Source organism: Burkholderia sp. Tr-20390, assembly GCF_017104595.1.
In the GTDB taxonomy this organism is placed as follows: domain Bacteria; phylum Pseudomonadota; class Gammaproteobacteria; order Burkholderiales; family Burkholderiaceae; genus Burkholderia.
This window is the reverse complement of record NZ_JAAGPC010000065.1, coordinates 1-18,494: the sequence shown is the minus strand read 5'-3', so window position 1 is coordinate 18,494 and position 18,494 is coordinate 1. Positions and strand designations below refer to the sequence as shown.

The 18,494-nt window shown below is 69.8% G+C and carries 15 protein-coding genes; 3 read left to right on the top strand and 12 right to left on the bottom strand.

What is annotated here, in order from left to right; genetic code table 11:
- Position 1 precedes the first annotated feature (1 nt).
- The 12 genes from G3N98_RS19200 to xylA all read right to left on the bottom strand — a co-directional run bounded on the left by G3N98_RS19200 (position 2) and on the right by xylA (position 14,676).
- On the bottom strand, positions 2 to 1,255 hold the full coding sequence (locus G3N98_RS19200) for an arsenic transporter (protein ID WP_206148926.1): 1,254 nt from the start codon (positions 1,253 to 1,255) through the stop codon (positions 2 to 4).
- A 37-nt stretch (positions 1,256 to 1,292) separates the two neighbouring features.
- Entirely contained in the window at positions 1,293 to 2,573 is a 1,281-nt protein-coding gene (locus G3N98_RS19195) for an MFS transporter (protein WP_206148925.1), read from the bottom strand.
- A gap of 21 nt (positions 2,574 to 2,594) precedes the next feature.
- Entirely contained in the window at positions 2,595 to 3,143 is a 549-nt protein-coding gene (locus G3N98_RS19190; RefSeq protein ID WP_206148924.1) for a hypothetical protein, read from the bottom strand.
- 40 nt (positions 3,144 to 3,183) lie between these two features.
- Positions 3,184 to 3,756 carry a hypothetical protein gene (locus G3N98_RS19185; protein WP_254600140.1) on the bottom strand — a complete coding sequence of 191 codons (573 nt, stop codon included), beginning with the start codon at positions 3,754 to 3,756 and terminating at the stop codon, positions 3,184 to 3,186.
- Between the two features lie 435 nt (positions 3,757 to 4,191).
- Positions 4,192 to 5,568, bottom strand: a complete 1,377-nt coding sequence (locus tag G3N98_RS19180; protein WP_206148922.1) for a sigma-54 dependent transcriptional regulator — start codon at positions 5,566 to 5,568, stop codon at positions 4,192 to 4,194.
- The gene (locus G3N98_RS19175) at positions 5,550 to 7,040 is read right to left on the bottom strand and encodes a HAMP domain-containing sensor histidine kinase (protein WP_206148921.1); all 1,491 of its coding nucleotides are present in this window, start codon (positions 7,038 to 7,040) and stop codon (positions 5,550 to 5,552) included. Before G3N98_RS19175 ends, G3N98_RS19180 begins: the two co-directional genes overlap by 19 nt.
- A 490-nt stretch (positions 7,041 to 7,530) precedes the next feature.
- Positions 7,531 to 7,833: a hypothetical protein gene (locus G3N98_RS19170; protein WP_241025976.1), complete on the bottom strand. Its 303-nt coding sequence runs from the start codon at positions 7,831 to 7,833 to the stop codon at positions 7,531 to 7,533.
- Positions 7,834 to 7,885: 52 nt separating this feature from the next.
- On the bottom strand, positions 7,886 to 9,097 hold the full coding sequence (locus tag G3N98_RS19165) for a sugar ABC transporter permease (RefSeq protein ID WP_206148919.1): 1,212 nt from the start codon (positions 9,095 to 9,097) through the stop codon (positions 7,886 to 7,888).
- Entirely contained in the window at positions 9,094 to 10,653 is a 1,560-nt protein-coding gene (gene xylG / locus G3N98_RS19160; protein ID WP_206148918.1) for a D-xylose ABC transporter ATP-binding protein, read from the bottom strand. Before xylG ends, G3N98_RS19165 begins: the two co-directional genes overlap by 4 nt.
- A gap of 65 nt (positions 10,654 to 10,718) precedes the next feature.
- Positions 10,719 to 11,747: a D-xylose ABC transporter substrate-binding protein gene (gene xylF, locus G3N98_RS19155; protein ID WP_089429338.1), complete on the bottom strand. Its 1,029-nt coding sequence runs from the start codon at positions 11,745 to 11,747 to the stop codon at positions 10,719 to 10,721.
- A 123-nt stretch (positions 11,748 to 11,870) separates the two neighbouring features.
- Complete coding sequence (gene xylB / locus G3N98_RS19150) at positions 11,871 to 13,349, bottom strand: xylulokinase (RefSeq protein ID WP_206148917.1); 1,479 nt, start codon at positions 13,347 to 13,349, stop codon at positions 11,871 to 11,873.
- Positions 13,350 to 13,353: 4 nt separating this feature from the next.
- The gene (gene xylA / locus G3N98_RS19145; RefSeq protein WP_206148916.1) at positions 13,354 to 14,676 is read right to left on the bottom strand and encodes a xylose isomerase; all 1,323 of its coding nucleotides are present in this window, start codon (positions 14,674 to 14,676) and stop codon (positions 13,354 to 13,356) included.
- Positions 14,677 to 14,942: 266 nt separating this feature from the next.
- Between xylA and G3N98_RS19140 the strand changes: the two genes are divergently transcribed.
- The 3 genes from G3N98_RS19140 to G3N98_RS19130 form a co-directional block, all read left to right on the top strand.
- The gene (locus tag G3N98_RS19140; RefSeq protein ID WP_089429335.1) at positions 14,943 to 16,142 is read left to right on the top strand and encodes a DNA-binding transcriptional regulator; all 1,200 of its coding nucleotides are present in this window, start codon (positions 14,943 to 14,945) and stop codon (positions 16,140 to 16,142) included.
- A 28-nt stretch (positions 16,143 to 16,170) separates the two neighbouring features.
- Positions 16,171 to 17,259 (top strand): aldose epimerase family protein, encoded by a 1,089-nt coding sequence (locus G3N98_RS19135; RefSeq protein ID WP_206148915.1) that lies wholly within the window; start codon positions 16,171 to 16,173, stop codon positions 17,257 to 17,259.
- A gap of 605 nt (positions 17,260 to 17,864) precedes the next feature.
- Positions 17,865 to 18,494, top strand: a 630-nt coding sequence (locus G3N98_RS19130; RefSeq protein WP_277396905.1) for a thiamine pyrophosphate-binding protein, incomplete at its 3' end; no start/stop codon positions are given.

Genomic DNA, 18,494 nt, shown 5'->3' with positions numbered 1-18,494 from the left:
GTCAGCCGCCGACCACGAACCGCGCGCCCAGTGCGAGCAGCAACGCAGGCGGCATCACGCACGCGCCGACCGCGAGGAATGCGCGGAAACCGACCTGCAGCCCTTCGCGCCGGATCGCCGCCAGCCACAGAATCGTCGCGAGCGAACCGGTGATCGACAGGTTCGGGCCAAGATCCACGCCGATCAGAATCGCGTCGACCACCGTTTGCGGGCTGTGCGCGGCGTGGATCGTCGAACTCGCGATCAGCCCGGCGGGCAGGTTGTTGACCGCGTTCGACACCAGCGCGACCGCGACGCCGGCCACGGCCGCGGCGACGTGCTCGCCGCTTTGCATCAGCAGATGCAGCAGCCCCGCCAGCGCGTGCACCGCGCCGGTCCGGTCGAGCGTCTCGACGACGACGAACATCCCCGCGACGAGCGGCAACACGCTCCATGAAATCGCGCGAACGATCGGCACGCACGCCGCGCGATCCCGCATCGCCACGCACGCGACCGTGACGACGCCCGCCAGCGCGGTCGGCAACCCGAGCGGGCGATCGGCGACCGACACCGCCATCAGCGCGACGGCCGTTGCGGCGATGCCCGCCAGCGCGATGCGGCCGCCGCTGGTCAGCGGCTGCACCGGCAGCCCGGACTCGCAACGGCCGGACAGCGCACGCCGCTGCACGATCCGCAGCATCACGAACGTGCAGACGATCGACGCGACGGACGGCGCCGCGAAGTGCGCGAGCCAGACGCCGAGCGCCGGCATGTGCGCGCCGTACAGCACCAGGTTCGCCGGATTCGAAATCGGCAACACGAAACTCGCGGCATTGGCGACGAGCGCGCAGCTGTACAGCAGCGGCATCGGGTCGGCCTTCGCGCGGCGCGCGGCGGCAAGCACCGCGGGCGTCAGCACGACGGCGGTCGCATCGTTCGACAGGAACACCGTGGTGACGACGCCGACCCCGTAGATCAACGCGAACAACCGCCGCGGCGAGCCCTGCGCGAGATTGACGACGTGCGTCGCGACCCAGTCGAACAGCCCCTCGCGACGAGCCGCCTCGGACAGCAGCATCATGCCCGTCAGGAAGAGGTACACGTCGCCGCCTTTCGCGACGGCGTCCAGTGCCTGCGCCGCGGGCAACAGGTTCAACACGACCAGCAGCAGCGCGCCGCTCACGGCCCAGGTGGCCTCGGGCCAGCCGAACGGACGCGTGATGACACCCGCGGTGGCGAGCGCGGAAATCAGCCAGGCAAGCGAAACAGGATTCATGGGCAAGGGGATGGAGGCATGGAAATCGACATCGCCTTCACGACGATGTCGCCGATAGATCGGCGGGCTTGCCGCACACGCGGCCCAGCGAGCGCGCATGACCGAGCCACAGCGCGAGCGAGCCCGTCGACACGGCGCCCAGCACGACGAACGCGGCCGGATAGCCGAAGTGCTGCGCGAGTACGCCGCCCAGCACGGGACTGAGCGCCGCGCCGATGCCCTGCGCGGTCGCGACGGCGCCCTGCCCGGCATTCACACGGCCGGAGCCATGCAGCAGGTGAACGACGAGTGCGGGCACGACCACGCTTTGCAGCCCGGCGCCGATGCCGTCGAGCACCTGCACCGGCCACACGCCCGCTTCGCTCAGCCACGCCGCGGCGACCAGCCCGCGCACCGGCAGCACGAGGTACGAGAACAGCAGCACCCGCCAGTAACCGTGCGCGCGAATCAGCCGGGGCGCGAGCCACGCCGCCGCGATCATCACGCACTGCGCGATGACGATCGTCTGGGCGGTGAACGCGCTCGCGTTGCTGCGATGCGTGACGACGACGCCCATCCCGTAGAGCGGCAGCATCGCCGCGTTGCCGAGATGAAACAGCGCGAGCGACGCGCCGAGCAGCACCAGCGGCCGGTTGTCGGCGAGCGTGCGCAGGCCGCCGACGCGCGACGCCGGTGCCGATGCCGATGCCGCATCCGACGCATGTGGTGGATGCGCAGCATCCGTTCCCGGTGCGGGACCGGCAGGATCGAGACCCCGTGCGGACGCGTGATCGATCGCGTGCCCGGGAATCGCCAGCGTGCTCACGATGGCGAGGACCGTGAACACGCCGACCAGCGCGAACACCGCGTCGAATCCGACATGCCAGCCGAGCCACCCGGCGAGCGCCGCACCGGCGACGTTGCCGGCGTGGTTCGCCATCTGGTTGCGCCCGAACTGCCGGTCGAAACCTTGCCGGCGCACGATGCCGAGCGTCACGCCCGCGGCGGCCGGCGCGAGCACCGCGCCGCTGACCGCCGCCACGACCTGCGACGCCGCCACCGCCGGATAGCCGTGGACGAACCTCATCGCCAGCGACGCCAGCGCCGTCACCGCGGTCGCCACGACGATCAGCGCCCGCTTCGCGCGCACCGTATCGACGAGCGCGCCGGCCAACGGCGTCGCGGCCATCGCGGCGAGCCCGGCCAGCGTCATGACCGAGCCGATCGCATCGGCGCCCCAGCCGCGCGACAGCAGGATGACGCCGATGAACGGGCCGATGCCGGCCTGCACGTCGGCGAGGAAGAAGTTGAGCGCTTCGAGCGCGCGCGCCGCTCTCATGGCCATCTCACCGTCGCACGATCATTCGGCATCCGCATCGACGAGCTCGGCGATCTCGCTCACGTCGAGCGTCGTGCCGTGCGGCGTGACGACGCCGTGCCCCCACGCCTGCACATGGACACCGGGACGCAGATACTCGTGGAGCGCTTCAGCCGCATGCGGCGGCACCCGCAACGCGACACCGCTCGTCAGCAACGCGCCGTTCAACTCGCCTTTCGGGCCGTGCAGCGCAAATGCGACTTCGCCGCTCGATTCCAGCGGTTGTCGAGCGGGGTGCGTCGGCTTCGCCGGCGCAGCATGCGCGGGCCCGTCGTCGACGATGTCGACGCCGTCGCGGCCGGTCAGTTGCACGGCCGCGATCATCTCGGCGCGACGCGGCTTGACGCCCCGTACGCGGATGCGGTCGCCGACCGCGACACGACGCACCAGTTCGCGGCCCAGATGCGGCGGCACGTGAACCTGCAGGTCGCCGTTCAGGATCAGGCCGTCGACGTCTCCGTGCGGATTCAGCAGGAACTGCGTGACGCGGCCGCGCGTTTCGGGCAGGCAGGCGGGATCGATCCAATGCATGGCAGGACTCCTTTCGATGGGTTTCGGAATGGCGTCGCGCTCAGCGCGCGACATCGTCATAGAGATTCACGACATGGCCCGGCGCGCCGAACGCCGTCGCCTGCAGCGCTTCGCCGTAGGCGTTGCGCGTGCCGTAGCCGACCGCGGCCACACGCTCGCCGGGGACGAGCAGCGCGCCGAATTGCTGCGCGGCCGGAACGGTCAGCTTGACGATCGCGCCGCTGTCGAGCATCACGCCGTCCGGCTCGCCGCGCGGCGCCCGTGTCACGCGGCGCACGACGCCGGACACGCTCAGGCGGGCGAGGTTGACGCCGCGCAGCATGGGCGGCACCGGCGCGACGGGCGCGGGCGGCTGATCGGACAGCGACGCGCCGGTGCCGTCGTTGCGGACGACGCGGGCACGGATCTCATCGTCGACGCGTCGATCGCCGGCGACCGTCACGCGGTCGCCCGTCTTCACGAGCGCAGTCAGTTGCGAACCGAGATGAGGCGGCAGGCGGACGAGCGTGCCGTCGGAGAGCACGAAGCCGTCGACGGCGCCTTCCGGGTTGATCGTCAGGCGCGACAGCGTGCCGGACACCAGCGCATGCCGTGCGGTGTCGTTTCCGGGCACGGCAGGCACCAGTGCGCGAGGCCGAGGAGGAGCAGGCGGCGGCACGGCGCCGGCCGGATCTTCCGCGCGCGGTGCGGGCGGAACCTGCGCCACGCTGACCGTTGCGACGGCAACGAGCGCGGCCGCGCAGAGCATGCGAGACGAGCGGCGCACGGCGGCACGGCGCCGCGGCCGCGATCGAACGACAGGCAGGTACGACTTCATGACGGGCTCCGGCGACGGGTTGCGATGCATCGATATCCGCAATACCCGTGCCAACCCGCGACGCCCCGCGTGGCCATGCGCCGAACGACGACGTGCGCGAAATCTGTCGGATTTCCCGACACGTCGCGTCGCCGGATGTCGGCATTCCCGACAGTCGAAACGGCGCGCCTCACTCCTTGCACTACGACCGGCAACGCGTGTTCGCAAGCCCGTTATTAGCGTGAACAGGCCCTAGTCGCCGCGCTCGATCCCGAGATTCGCCATGCGCGCATAGAGCGACTGGCGGCCGATCCCGAGCAGCCTCGCGGCTTCCGCGCGGTTGCCGTTCGCGCGTTCGAGCGCGCGCAGAATCGCCGCGCGCTCGACCGTCGCCAGTGCATCGGGCAGCGGCATGTCGAGCAGGTGCGCCGGCACCGCATCGGCGTGCGGCTCGCGCGCCGGCACGGCGGCCAGGCCGATATCGGCCGCGCCAATGGCCGGCCCGGGGGCGAGCGCGGCCGCCCGCTCCATCACGTTGCGCAGTTCCCGCACATTGCCCGGCCAGCGGTGATCGAGCAGCGCGCGCTGCGCGTCGTTCGTCAGATGCAGCGCGCGCGTGCCCGCCGCGCTGCCGAGGAAATGCGCGGCGAGCGGAAGGATATCGGCCACACGCTCCGCGAGCGGCGGCAGGTGCAAAGGAATGACGTTCAGCCGATAGAAGAGGTCTTCGCGGAACGTGCCGTCCGCGACGGCCGCGGCGAGGTCGCGGTGCGTCGCGGCCACGACGCGAATGTCGATCGCCGTCGCGCGATCCGCGCCGAGCGGCATCACCTGGCGCTCCTGCAGCGCGCGCAGCAGCTTCGCCTGCATCGCGGCGGGCATGTCGCCGATCTCGTCGAGAAAGAGCGTGCCGCCGTCGGCCTCGACGAGCCGCCCCGCGCGATCGGCATGCGCGCCCGTGAACGCACCGCGACGATGCCCGAACAACTCGCTTTCGAGCAGGTCGGCCGGGATAGCCGCGCAGTTGACGGCGACGAACGGCCCCGCATGCCGGGCCGATGCCGCATGCAGCACGCGGGCGGCCACCTCCTTGCCCGTGCCCGTCTCGCCGGTCAGGAGCACGGTCGCGTCGCTCATCGCGGCGCGGCCGATCTGCTTCTGCACGTCGCGCATCGCGGCGCTCACGCCCAGCAGTCGCGGTCGGTCCGCCGACGGTTCGCCCGCGAAATCGCTGTCGCCCGGCGCGCGCGCGGGCGGCTGATTCGCCGACACGATGCGCTCGAGCAGTTGCGCGATGTCGCGACGCCCGATCGGCTTCGTCAGGTGATCGAACGCGCCGAGCCGCATCGCTTCGATCGTGTTGTCGCTGGTCGCATGGGCCGTCAGCATGACGACCGGAATCGCGGCCAGCGCGGGATCGTCGCGCAGTCGCGCGAGCACGGCCAGCCCGTCCAGATCCGGCAGGCGGAAATCCAGAAAGATGCATTCGACGCCATCGCCGTCGCGCAGCGCGCTGAGCGCGGCGCGGCCGGAGGCCGCCTCGACGGCCCGATGACCGAGATCGGCGAGCGTTTCGGCGAGGCTGTCGCGAAAGGCCGCGTCGTCGTCGACTATGAGGATGTTTGCCATGGAATTTCAATCACGAATGCGGCGCCCCCGTCGAGGCGCGCGTGCCCGCCGTGCGCCGCCGCCACTTCGCGGACGACGGCCAGACCAAGGCCCGTGCCCTCCGCGCGGCCCGTCACGAACGGCTCGAAAATCCGCTCGCGCTGCGCGGCCGGCACGCCGGGGCCGCTGTCCGACACGGTGAGGCACAGCCAGTCGCGCCCGGCGAACGTGCGCCGCTCGGCGGCGAGCGTGACCGCGCCGCCGTCGCCCGCGTGGTGCAGCGCGTTGAGCAGCAGATTGTCGAGCGCCCGCCGCATCTGGTCGGGATCGAAAGCAGGACGATCCGACGGCCATGCCAGCCGTTCGACCTGCCCCGCGAGCGACAGCGTCAGGTCGATCGCTTGCCGCTGCGCCAGCTCGCGGTGCGCGTCGACGACCTGCGCGAGCCACGCGTCGACGTCGACCCGGGTCGCTTGGGGGCGCACCGGCTGCGTCAGCGCGAGCAGGCTCGACAATTGCGCATCGATGCGCTCGATCTGCGCGAGGATCACGCGCAGCGCGTCCTGCTGCCGCCGGCCATCGCCGGCCAGCGCGTTTTCCGCCTTCAGCCGCATCGCGCCCATCGGATTGCGAATCTCGTGCGCGACCTGCGCGGCCAGCTTGCCCAGCATGCCGAAGCGTTCGGCCTGCGCGAGGCGCGTGCGCAGTTCGTCGGCCTGCTGCTGCAGCCGATCCGCGCGCCGCGCCCGCTCGTTGAACGCATCGATGACGCGGTCGAGATCGGGCTCGCCGACGTACGGCAGATGATGCTCGCGACCGTCGGGCCCCAGCCCGCTCTCGATCCGCGCGAGGTTGCGCTTCCATCGGCGCAGCGCCACGGCCAGCGCCGCCGCGATCGCCAGGATCACGGCGAGGACGGCCGCGAGGCCCGTGGCCAGCAACTCGCCGTGCCGGCCCAGCGGCGGGCGCGCACGCGTCAGCATCCACACGTACAGCCCCGATCCGCCGCGTACCGGGCAGGCCGCCGCGATCACGGCATCCTGCGCGCCTTCGACGACGTTCGCGGTCGCGGCACGCGTCGCGGCCGCGGCGCGCAGCGTGCGGAGGATCAGCGGCGTTTCCGCTTCCGGTACGTCGTGTTTGACGCCGCTGCCCTGGTAGGTGGGAAAGGAATACGCGAGAAAGCCGCTTGCCGCGGGGGCGGCGCCGGGCATCCAGAACCCGCCTTCCATGTCGGGGGCACGGGAGAGCACGATGTCGAGGATCGCATGCATCAGCTCCGGGGCGGGCCCGGCGCCCGGCGACGCGGAAGACGCGCTGTAACGCGACGCGACCGCTTCGCAGGCCGACGCGCCGGCGGCCTTTGCGCTCGCGACCTGCTGACTCTCGGCGGAACTCGCCGTGATCCAGACGACCGCGACCAGCGTCGCGCACAGCGCCGCGACGAGTGCCCAGAGCATGACGAGTTGGGTGGAGAACGACGGACGCTTCATCGGATCGGGCTGGCGGCTGAGGACGACAGCATAGCGTATCGCCTGTCATGCGAAGCCGCCACGCTCGCCATGCAGCGCACGGGCGTCCTGCCGGGCCGGCGGCACCGGCTCACACCGGAAAGCCGGGCGAAAGCCTCGGGCGCTGGACGGCCTTTGGTCCAGCGTTCAGCCCGGCGCTTCCCGTCGAACCCCCATGCGCATCGTTTCCGTTAGCACCTTGCTGCACCCGCTCCGGCCGCCGCAAGTCATGCCATCCCGAACGCAGACGATGACAGCGGCGGGAAGCGGCGGCGACCGCGCAGGGTGCGCGTCGGGAGCGGGCGGGTCAATGACGCGTTATCAGGCAACGGCCGCGTCAGCCCGCGACGCGGGGAATCCTCGCCCCCAATCGGCGTGCGATTCGATTCGCCGCGTTGAACGTCGACCGCGCGGCGTGCGCGGCGCATCCGGTTTTCGGCTGGCGCGTTGGCCGCGTCGGCCGCCTCTCCCGTCAGCGCGCGTCCAAGGGCACGGCTGCGCACTTCGCCACACCGTCCCGCTCGATCCGCTCGACGATACGAGTAAGCCGAATGATGTCGGTCAGTGCGAAATCGGCCGCATCGGGCCGCGGCCTGCCGCACTGGTCGGCCATGCGCATCGCGAACGCGAGCGCTTCGGCACGCTCGCGCAGCAGCGCGCGCAATGCATCCGCGATCACCTGCCGGTCGCGCGGATCATCCAGGCCCAGCACGGAACCGTCATCCGGCATCACGAACGGCCCAGCCGCCAGCACGGCAACATCCGGCACGCGCATCGTGTTTCGTTCCATGATCTTCCTCATTGTCGACTCGCGACCGACCTGCGCGTCACCGCCGGTTCGACCGCGACACCACGTCGATCCACACCGCCAGCACCAGCACGGCGCCCTTGACGATCATCTGCCAGTACGCGTCGACGTCCAGCATCGACATGCCGTTGTCGAGGCTCGCCATCACGAGCGCGCCGATCAGCGCGCCGTAGACGGTGCCCGACCCGCCGCGCATCGACGTGCCGCCGATGAAGCACGCGGCGATCGCATCGAGTTCGCCCATCGTGCCGGCGGACGGCGACCCGGCAGCGAGCCGCGCCGTGTTCACCAGCCCGGCAAACGCACACATCAGCCCCATCAGCGCGAAGATCGCGAGCTTCACGCGGTCGGTATCGACGCCCGACAGCCGCGTCGCCTCCAGGTTGGAACCGACGGCGTAGATGCGCCGGCCGAACACGGTCTGCGTCGCGATCCACGAGAACACGCCGAGCAGCACGAGCAGCAGCAGCACGGGCACCGGGATGCCACCGTAGCGGTCGAGCGTCGCGACGAAGGCGAACAGCACCGCGCCGGCGCCGACGATCTTCGCGACGTCCTGCCAGCGCGGCGCGACCGCGAGCCGGTAGCGCCGCCGCGTCGCGCGCTGCCGCACCACCAGCAGCATCACGAGCGCGAACAGCAGGATCGCGAGGCCGTCCCCCACCAGGCGCGGCAGATAGCCCTGCCCGATGAACACGAAGCCGTCCGACACCGGCGCGATCGTCGAGCCGCCCGTCACGCCGAGCAGGATCCCGCGAAACGCGAGCATCCCGCCCAGCCCGACGATGAACGACGGCACGCGCCGATAGGTCGACCACCAGCCGTTGAAGAGCCCGATCAGCACGCCGAGCGCGAGCACGGCCGGGATCGTCGCCGCGACCGGCCAGTGGCGGTTGACGTCGAGGATCGCCGCGACGCCGCCGAGCAGCCCGAGCAGCGAGCCGACCGACAGGTCGATCTCGCCCGCGATGATGACGAACACCATCCCGCACGCGAGCATGCCGGTGATCGACATCTGCCGCAGCAGGTTCGAGACGTTGCGCGGTGTGACGAACGCGCCGTCCGTCAGCACCGAGAAGAACGTCCAGATCACGACGACCGCCAGCAGCAGCGCGAGCAGCTTGTAGCGCGCGAAGATCTGGCGAAGCGGCAGCCGCGCCGTGCGGCCGGCGGCACGCTGCGCGTCGGCATCCGGCGTCGCCGGGGTCGAGGAAGAGAGTTCGGAATTCATGTCGCGCTCATTGCGGTGGGTTCGGTGGACAGTCGCGCGGGCTTCAGCGCGGCGCCGAGTATCTGTTCCTGCGTGAGGCCGTCGTTGACGAAATCGCCGCGCAGCTCGCCTTCGCCGATCACCAGCACGCGATCGGCCAGCCCGAGCACCTCGGGCAGCTCCGACGACACGACGATCAGCGCGACGCCACGCTTCGCCAGCGCGAAGATCAGCCGGTAGATCTCCACCTTCGCGCCCACGTCGACGCCGCGCGTCGGTTCGTCGAGGATCAGCACCTGCGGCTCGGCCAGCAGCATCTTGGCGAGCACCGCTTTCTGCTGGTTGCCGCCGGACAGGCTCGCGATCGGCAGGAACGGATGCGCGGCGCGCACCGACAGCCGCTGCATTTCGGTGCGGATCGCATTGAGTTCGGCGGCCGCGTCGATCCGCCCGCGCGCCGCGAAACGCCGCAGCACCGCCAGCGTGATGTTGTGGCCCACGCCGAGCTGCGGCACGATGCCGTGGCGCTTGCGGTCCTCGGGCACCATCGCGATCCCCGCGCGGATCGCGTCGGCCGGCGAACGGATCGACAGCACCCGGCCGTTCATCAGCACGGTCGCCGTGCACGCGCCCGGATACGCGCCGAAGATCGCCTGCATCAGCTCGGTGCGGCCCGCGCCCACGAGGCCGGCGACACCGAGGATCTCGCCGCGCCGCACGCTGAACGACACGTCGTCGACCCGCTTGCGGCGTGCGTTCGTCACGTCGCGACAGGTCACGTTGCGCGCTTCCAGCACGACCTCGCCGATCTCGTGCGGCTCGCGCGGATACAGGTCGCGGATCTCGCGACCGACCATCATCGCGATGATGCGGTCGGTGGTCAGCGCGCGCATCGGCTCGGTCGCGACATGACGGCCGTCGCGGATCACGGTGACCGTATCGCAGACGGCCGCGACCTCGTCGAGCTTGTGCGAGATGTACACGCACGCGACGCCGCGCCGCTTCAGGTCGCGCACGATATCGAGCAGGATGCGCGTTTCGGCGGCGCTCAGCGACGACGACGGTTCGTCGAGGATCAGCAGCTTCGCGTCCTTGTTCAACGCCTTCGCGATCTCGATCAACTGCTGGTGGCCACCGCCGTAGTTCATGACTGGCTGCGCGACATTGATCGAGTCGATCCGCAATTCGTGCAGCAGTTCCTCGGCGCGCCGGACCATCGCGGCGAAGTGCATGCGCCCGCCCGGCAGCGTGATCTCGTTGCCGAGGAAGATGTTCTCGGCCACCGACAGTTCGGGCACGAGCATCAGCTCCTGGTGGATGATCACGATGCCCGCCCGCTCCGTGTCGCGCACGCCGGATGCCGCGAGCGGCGCGCCTTCCCAGCGGATTTCACCGTCCCACGTGCCGTGCGGATAGACACCCGACAGCACTTTCATCAGCGTCGACTTGCCCGCGCCGTTCTCGCCGCACAGCCCGACGCATTCGCCGGGCCGCACGGTGAGGTCGATGCCGTCGAGCGCTTTCACGCCGTCGAAGGTCTTGACGATGCCGCGCATCGTCAGCAAGGGTTCCGTCATTCGTTCTTGCCTCGCAGTCAACGCGGCCGCCGTCGCGACGGCCACGCATCGCGTCCGTCGTACGCTTACTGGCTCGCCAGCTGCGCCTGGGTATAGAAGCCGTCCTTCACGACGACGTCGACGTTGCGCTTGGTCAGCAGCGTCGGCTGCAGCAGCACGGTGTCGACCTTCTTCCTGCCGTTGTCGTATTGCGCGTTGAACGCGGGCTTCGCGCCCTTCGCGAGATCCACGGCCAGCTTGGCCGCTTCGCTCGCGATCAGCTTGAGCGGCTTGTAGACGGTCATCGTCTGCGTGCCGGCGATCACGCGCTTGACCGCCGCGAGATCCGCGTCCTGCCCGGACACCGGCACCTTGCCGGCCAGATGCTGCGCGGCGAGCGCCTGGATCGCGCCGCCGGCCGTGCCGTCGTTCGACGCGACGATCGCGTCGATCCGGTTGTTGTTCGCGGTCAGCGCATCCTCGGTGATCCGCAGCGCGGTCGACGCGCTCCATTCGGGCACCCACTGCTGGCCGACGACCTTGATGTCGCCGCGATCGATCGCGGGCTTCAGCACCTTCAGTTGTCCTTCGCGCAGCATCTTCGCGTTGTTGTCGGTCGGTGCGCCGCCGAGCAGGAAGTAGTTGCCCTTCGGTTTCGCATCGTAGACGCCCTGCGCCTGCAGCTCGCCGACCTTCTCGTTGTCGAACGAGATGTAAGCATCGACGTCCGCGTCGAGGATCAGCCGGTCGTACGACACGACCTTGATGCCGGCCTTCCTCGCTTCGGCGACGACGTTGCCGAGCGTCTTCGAGTTGAACGGCACGATCACGATCACGTCGACGCCGCGCGAGATCAGGTTCTCGATCTGCGAAATCTGCCGCGCCTCGCTCGCGTCGGCCGACTGCACCGACACCTTCGCGCCGAGCTTCGTCGCGGCCGCGACGAAATAGTCGCGATCGCGCGACCAGCGCTCGACGCGCAGGTCGTCGATGCAGAAGCCGATTTCGGGTTTGTCCTTGCTCGCATGCGCGAGCGGTGCGCCCAGCGCGAGGATCGCCAGCGCAGCGGCGCCGGCAAGCGAACTCAATACGGTACGACGCGTCACGGATTGCATGTCTCCACTCCTTGTTTTTGGACAACTTCACGAACGCCGGGCGAACGCCGAAATGCGCCGCCCGCATCGAGTCACTGCAAAGCACGGCATCGTGCGACGAGCATCGCGTCAGCGATCCGCACGTCAAACGCCCGTGGCAAACACCGGTGCGAGCGCACGGTAAAGCGCGCGAAAAGTCGGCCGCCGCGCGTCGCGATACCACGCGTGGCGCGCCATGTCCGGCTCGCGCACCGCGACGACCGGCGGCTGAGGGCACACGTCGTCGAGCGGCGCATCCGGTTCGAGCGCGAGATGCGCGAGGCGCGCGGCGCCCAATGCCGGCCCCACCTCGCCGCCCGCACGCAAGGTCAGCGCACGGCCGCTCAGATCGGCGAGCATCTGCGTCCAGTACGCGCTGCGCGAGCCGCCGCCGATCACCGTGATGCTGTCGGGCGCAAGCCCGGCCGCATGCAGCGCGTCGATGCCGTCGAGCAGCGCGAAGCCGACGCCTTCGAGCGTCGCGTTCGCGAGATCCGCACGCTGCGTGTCGGGCGTGAGCCCGTAGAACACGCCCTTCGCATTCACGTCGTTGTGCGGCGTACGCTCGCCGCTCAGGTAAGGCAGGAACCACGGCCGGCTCGTGCGTGCTTGCGTCTCGGCATCGTCGAGCAGCGCCGCGACACCGTCGTAACCGGCCAGTTGCGCGGTGAAGTCGAGACAGCCGGCCGCGTTCAGCATCACGGACATCAGGTGCCACGTGTCCGGCAGCGCGTGACAGAAGCTGTGCACGGCCGATTCGGGATTCGCGCGGAACCCGTCCGACACCGCGAAATAAACGCCCGACGTGCCGAGCGACAGCAGCGCATCGCCGGGCCGCACGATGCCGACGCCCACCGCGCCGGCCGCGTTGTCGCCGCCGCCCGCCACCACCGGAATTTCGCGCAGCCCGAGCGCGCGTGCGACGGCCGGCAACAGGGTGCCGGTGACGCGATTGCCTTCGAACACGGCCGGCATCTGCGCGCGCGACAGCCCGCAGGCGGCCAGCAGCGTGTCGTCGTAGTCGCGCTTCGCGACGTCGAGCCACAGCGTGCCGGCGGCATCCGACGGATCGGTCGCGAATGCGCCGGTCAGCCGGTAGCGCAGGTAGTCCTTCGGCAGCAGCACGTGGGCGATGCGTGCGAACACGTCAGGTTCGTGGCGACGCACCCACAGCAGCTTCGGCGCGGTGAACCCCGGCATCGCGATGTTGCCGGCCACGGCGCGCAGCGTGGGCGCGAGCCGTTCCAGTTCCGCGCACTCCGCATCCGCGCGGCCGTCGTTCCACAGGATCGCGGGGCGCAACACCTCACCGTGCGCATCGAGCAGCGTCGCGCCATGCATCTGGCCGGTCAGTCCGAGTGCGTCGATGTCGCGCGGATCGATACCGGCCGTGCGCGCATCCGAGACGAGTGCGGCCAGTACACCGCACGCGGCATCCCACCAGTCGCGCGGGGCCTGTTCGGACCAGCGCGGCTGCGGCCGGCTCACCGCGAGCGGGCGGCTCGCGCTCGCGCGCACCGCGCCGTCGCGGTCGAGCAGCACCGCCTTCACGCCCGACGTGCCGAGATCGAGTCCGATATACATGGCGTCAGCGCAGCCCGTAGATCGCCTGGTTCACGATGTTCTCGCAGCGTTCCTGCGCGCCGCTCGCGTGCTGCGGGTTCACCCCGCGCGCAAGCGCATCGGCCGCGAGCGACTCCAGCGTATAGTCGCCCGACAGGATCTTGCGGCCGAACGCGTCGTCCCACTGCGCGTAGCGTTGCCGGCGCAGCGCGTCGAGCCGGTCGTTCTCGACCAGCACCGCCGCGCGTTCGAGTGCGAGCGCGAGCACGTCGATCGCGCCGACGTGGCCGTAGAACAGGTCTTCCGGATCGATGCTCTGGCGGCGCACCTTCGCATCGAAGTTCATCCCGCCGGTCGTGAAGCCGCCGTGGCGCAGGATTTCGTAGAACGCGAGCGTCAGCTCCTCGACGCTGTTCGGGAACTGGTCGGTGTCCCAGCCGTTCTGCGGATCGCCGCGGTTCGCGTCGACGCTGCCGAACACGCCGAGCGCGAACGCGTTCGCGATCTCGTGATGAAACGAGTGGCCGGCGAGCGTCGCGTGGTTCGCCTCGATGTTCACGCGGATCTCGTTCTGCAATCCGTACTGCACAAGGAAGCCATGCACGGTCGCGACGTCGTAGTCGTACTGGTGCTTGGTCGGCTCCTGCGGTTTCGGCTCGATCAGCAGCGCGCCCTTGAAGCCGATCCGGTGCTTGTGCTCGACGACCATCGACAGGAAGCGGGCAAACTGGTCGCGTTCACGCTTCAGGTCGGTATTGAGCAGCGTCTCGTACCCTTCCCGCCCGCCCCACAGCACATAGTTCTCGCCCCCGAGCCGGTGCGTCGCATCGAGTGCATGGCACACCTGGGTCGCGGCCCACGCGAACACGTCGGGGTTCGGGTTCGTCGCGGCGCCGGCCGCGAAGCGCGGGTGCGAGAACAGGTTCGCGGTGCCCCACAGGAGCCGCACGCCGCTCGCCTGCTGACGCTCGCCGAGATAGTCGACCATCCGCGCGAAATTCGCCGCATATTCCCGCAGGCTGTCGCCTTCCGGGGCGACGTCGGTGTCATGGAACGTATAGAAAGGCGTGCCGAGCTTGGTGAAGAATTCGAATGCCGCATCGGCCTTCATCCGCGCCCGTTCGAGCGCGTCGCCCGGCTGCTGCCACGGCCGCTGGAACGCGGCCTGCCCGAAGATGTCGTGCCCCGGCCACACGAACGTGTGCCAGTAGCAGACGGCGATCCGCAGATGCTCGGCGAGCGTCTTGCCCAGCACGCGCCGCTCGGGGTCGTAATGGTGGTACGCGAGCGGATTGTCCGACTGCGGGCCTTCGTAGCGAATCGCGGGAATGTGTTCGAAATACGACATGGCGTCTCCGTGCTGGGTCTTGTTGCAGCGCAACGCGCGTCGGGGTGGCGCACGCGGCCGAATTCGGTAGGCTGGATCGTGCCCGCGCCCCTGCCGGGCGGCAATTGCGAAATTGCGCAGCACGCTTAATGTTTCTTGCCAGCCGCTGCGCGCGGCACACGTTCCGCCCTACAATCGCCAAACACCAGACACCGCGCGCCGCCGACCCGGGCGCGCCCCGGAGACAACGGCACCGCGCCCCTCGACGCACGTGCCCCGAGAGCGAGATGACACGCGTCCCTTCCGCCCAGACACCGCATCGCATCGCGCTGCTGTTCAACGCGAACAAGGTCTACGACCGCGAGATCATCAGCGGCATCGGCCAGTACCTGCACACGACGCGCGTCGTGTGGGACCTGTTCCTCGAAGACGACTTCCGCTGCCGGCTCACCGGCATCGAGCGCTTCGACGGCGACGGCATCATCGCGGACTTCGACGATCCCGCCGTCGCCAGCGCGCTCGCCGGCTCGCCGCTGCCGGTCGTCGCGGTCGGCTCGTCGTATGAGGATCCGGCCCAGTATCCCGACGATGTCCCATATATTGCGACGGACAACCCGAAGCTCGTGTCGCTCGCATACACGCACCTGATCGGGGCGGGACTCGCGCACTTCGCGATGTACAGCCTGCCGATCGCGCAGGAGAACCGCTGGGCGCAGCAGCGCGAGCTCGCGTTCGACCGGCTCGCGCGCGCGGACGGGCTCGATGCGCCGATCTACCGCGGGCTGTCGACGAGCGCGTCGGGCTGGAATCACGCGATCGAGCAGCTGATCGGCTGGCTGCATGCGCTGCCGAAACCCGTCGGCGTGATCGCCGTGACCGATGCGCGTGCGCGGCACCTGCTGCAGGCCTGCCTGATCGCCGGGATCGCGGTGCCGGAACAGGTGGCGATCATCGGCATCGACAACGATCCGCTCACGCGCACGCTGACGCGCATTCCGCTGTCGTCGGTGATCCAGGGCACCGAGGAAATGGGCCGTACCGCCGCGCACCTGCTGCACCGGATGCTGCGCGGCGCGCGCTTTCCCGGGCAGCGCATTCTCGTGCCGCCGGTCGGCATCAACGTGCTCGAATCGACGCGCCACCAGCCGCTCGCGAGCCCGCACGTGATGCGCGCGCGGCATTTCATTCGCCAGTACGCGTGCCAGGGGATCAAGACCGAACAGGTCGCCGACTACGTCGGCGTATCGCGTTCGCTGCTCGAGGAGCACTTCCGGCGTGAACTGCAGCGCACCGTGCACCAGGAAATCCTGCGCCACAAGCTCGAAGCCGCGCAGGCGCTGCTCGCCGGCCGGCAGGCGTCGAGCGCAGAAGTCGCGATCCGTTGCGGGTTCACGTCGCTTCAATACATGTACGCGGTGTTCCGGCGCGAACTCGGCTGCACGCCGCGCGAATACCAGGAACGCGCGGCCGCCTCAGCCTCCTGCTGACGGCCGCCGCCCATCTGAGCTCTCCCCCATGCACATCGATACCGATTCTTCCTCCCTGACGCACGGCGCGGCGCGCGTGCATGCCGAACCGTGGGGCACGCTGCCCGACGGCGAACCCGTTCGACGCTACACGCTGCGCAACGCGCACGGGATGCGCGTGGGCATCAGCGACCTCGGCGCGACCGTCGTGTCGTGGCTCGCGCCCGATCGCACGGGGCGCTTCGCCGATATCGTGCTCGCGCACGACACGCCGGCCGAGTACCTCGAATCCGGCGCGTACCTCGGCGCGACGGTCGGCCGCTGGGCGAACCGGATCGCCGGTGCGCGCTTCGAACTCGACGGCATCGGCTACCCGCTCGACCGCAACGAGAACGGCAACCTGCTGCACGGCGGCGCGAACGGCTTTCATCGCGCGCGCTGGGACGTGATCGACGACTGCGGCGGGCTCACGCTTCGACTCGACTCGCCGGAAGGCGACGGGGGCTTTCCCGGCAACGTGACCGTGCAGGTTCGCTACACGCTCGACGACGACGGCACGCTGACGATCGACTATACGGGGCGGACCGATGCGCCGACGCCGCTGAACCTGACGAATCACAGCTACTTCAACCTGAGCGGGCGCGCGGGCAGCGACGTGCGCGGCCATCTGCTGCAGATCGACGCCGACGCGTTCCTCGAAGTGGACGAGGCGCTGATCCCGACCGGCACGGCCGACGTGACGGGTACCGCGTTCGATTTCCGGCACAGCGCGCCGATCGGCGCGCGCCTCGACTGGCCGAACGCGCAACTGGCCCGCGCGCGCGGCTTCGATCATTGCTTCGTGCTGGGCGACGGCGCGCACGAGGCCCGGCCCGTCGCACGCGTCTACGATCCGGAAAGCGGGCGCGAACTGATCGTGTCGACCGATCAGCGGGGCCTGCAACTCTATACGGGCAACTATCTCGATGGCCTGCGCGTGAGCGGCGGCACACGTTGCACGCCACACGCGGCGCTGTGCCTGGAGGCGGGCGGCTTTCCGGATCAGGTCAACATGGCCGGCCTGAGCGGCGCCGTGATCCTTTATCCGGACGCCGTCTATCGACAGACCACCCGGTATCGGGTGGGCGTTCATGCGTAGCGGGCGCGGGACAGCACGGCCTGGCATTTCCGGCAGAACCTCGCACCGGGAGGATTCCCGGAACCGCATAGGGCGCAGCGCATAAAACCCGCTTCCAGCCAGGGGGCGACATCAAAATATTACGCGCCACGTCCCGCAGATATTCAGGTTGACTACACGATTTCGCATGCCGACTGGCGTTGCGTGCGGCGCGTGCCCGGGCTCGCACTCGTCGGAAGAATCGCTGTGCAAGACGCCGGTTGCGCCGTGTGCCCGCTCGTCCGCCTGCATCAATCCGCGCACCAGCCACTCGTGACGCATCGGGCGGGCGACACCCCGCGCCGGGCGGCGGGCACCGGTTCGCTTCGCGCCCCTTTCGCGCAAGACTAGCCGACGCCGTCATGCAGCGCCGGGATGTCCGTACGACGCGCGTTGCAACCCGCGCTGCCGTGAAAACCCGCACCCCACTACGCACATCGCGATTCGACGCCGCCATGCACGGCACTCATGCCGCGCATGAAAACTAATCGATTGTTGGCACCCCGGATCGACGCCGACAATCCGCACCATGCCCCCTTCGTTTGCGGTACGGGCCACTCACCCTCCCAATCGGCACACCACGATCCATGAACCATCCCGCCACCGTTTCGTCCATCGCCGGGGCCCGCAAGGCCACGGCGGCGCCCTGCCATGCCCGCCCCCGCACCTGCGGCGAAGCGCTCGTCGACCTCCTCGAACGCCACGGCGTCGAATGCGTGTTCGGCATTCCCGGCGTGCATACCGTCGAGCTCTATCGCGGCCTCGCCGCGTCGTCGATCCGCCACGTGACGCCGCGCCACGAACAGGGGGCCGGCTTCATGGCCGACGGCTATGCACGCGTCACGGGCCTACCGGGCGTCTGCTTCATCATCACCGGGCCGGGGATGACCAATATCGCGACCGCGATGGCACAGGCCTATGCGGATTCGATCCCGATGCTGGTGATCTCGAGCGTCAACGCGAGACGCGAACTCGGCCGCGGCGACGGCCGCCTGCACGAGCTGCCGTCGCAGCGCGACGTGTTCGCGGGACTCACCGCGTTCTCGCACACGCTGCTCGACGCGGCCGACCTGCCGCAGGTCCTCGCGCGCGCCTTCGCGGTCTTCGCCAGCGCGCGGCCGCGGCCCGTGCATATCGAGATTCCGCTCGACGTGATCGTGATGCCGGCGCCCGCGCTGTCCGACGCCCCGCCCGCGCTGCCGGCGCGGCCCGCGCCA

What these genes read in the sequence shown, in the direction of transcription:
- G3N98_RS19170 (WP_241025976.1), bottom strand. Translation starts at nt 7,833, where the DNA reads ATGCGCGTGCCGGATGTTGCCGTGCTGGCGGCTGGGCCGTTCGTGATG.
- G3N98_RS19200 (WP_206148926.1), bottom strand. Translation starts at nt 1,255, where the DNA reads ATGAATCCTGTTTCGCTTGCCTGGCTGATTTCCGCGCTCGCCACCGCG.
- G3N98_RS19195 (WP_206148925.1), bottom strand. Translation starts at nt 2,573, where the DNA reads ATGAGAGCGGCGCGCGCGCTCGAAGCGCTCAACTTCTTCCTCGCCGAC.
- G3N98_RS19165 (WP_206148919.1), bottom strand. Translation starts at nt 9,097, where the DNA reads ATGAATTCCGAACTCTCTTCCTCGACCCCGGCGACGCCGGATGCCGAC.
- G3N98_RS19190 (WP_206148924.1), bottom strand. Translation starts at nt 3,143, where the DNA reads ATGCATTGGATCGATCCCGCCTGCCTGCCCGAAACGCGCGGCCGCGTC.
- G3N98_RS19135 (WP_206148915.1), top strand. Translation starts at nt 16,171, where the DNA reads ATGCACATCGATACCGATTCTTCCTCCCTGACGCACGGCGCGGCGCGC.
- G3N98_RS19180 (WP_206148922.1), bottom strand. Translation starts at nt 5,568, where the DNA reads ATGGCAAACATCCTCATAGTCGACGACGACGCGGCCTTTCGCGACAGC.
- xylB (WP_206148917.1), bottom strand. Translation starts at nt 13,349, where the DNA reads ATGTATATCGGACTCGATCTCGGCACGTCGGGCGTGAAGGCGGTGCTG.
- G3N98_RS19140 (WP_089429335.1), top strand. Translation starts at nt 14,943, where the DNA reads ATGACACGCGTCCCTTCCGCCCAGACACCGCATCGCATCGCGCTGCTG.
- xylG (WP_206148918.1), bottom strand. Translation starts at nt 10,653, where the DNA reads ATGACGGAACCCTTGCTGACGATGCGCGGCATCGTCAAGACCTTCGAC.
- xylA (WP_206148916.1), bottom strand. Translation starts at nt 14,676, where the DNA reads ATGTCGTATTTCGAACACATTCCCGCGATTCGCTACGAAGGCCCGCAG.
- xylF (WP_089429338.1), bottom strand. Translation starts at nt 11,747, where the DNA reads ATGCAATCCGTGACGCGTCGTACCGTATTGAGTTCGCTTGCCGGCGCC.
- G3N98_RS19175 (WP_206148921.1), bottom strand. Translation starts at nt 7,040, where the DNA reads ATGAAGCGTCCGTCGTTCTCCACCCAACTCGTCATGCTCTGGGCACTC.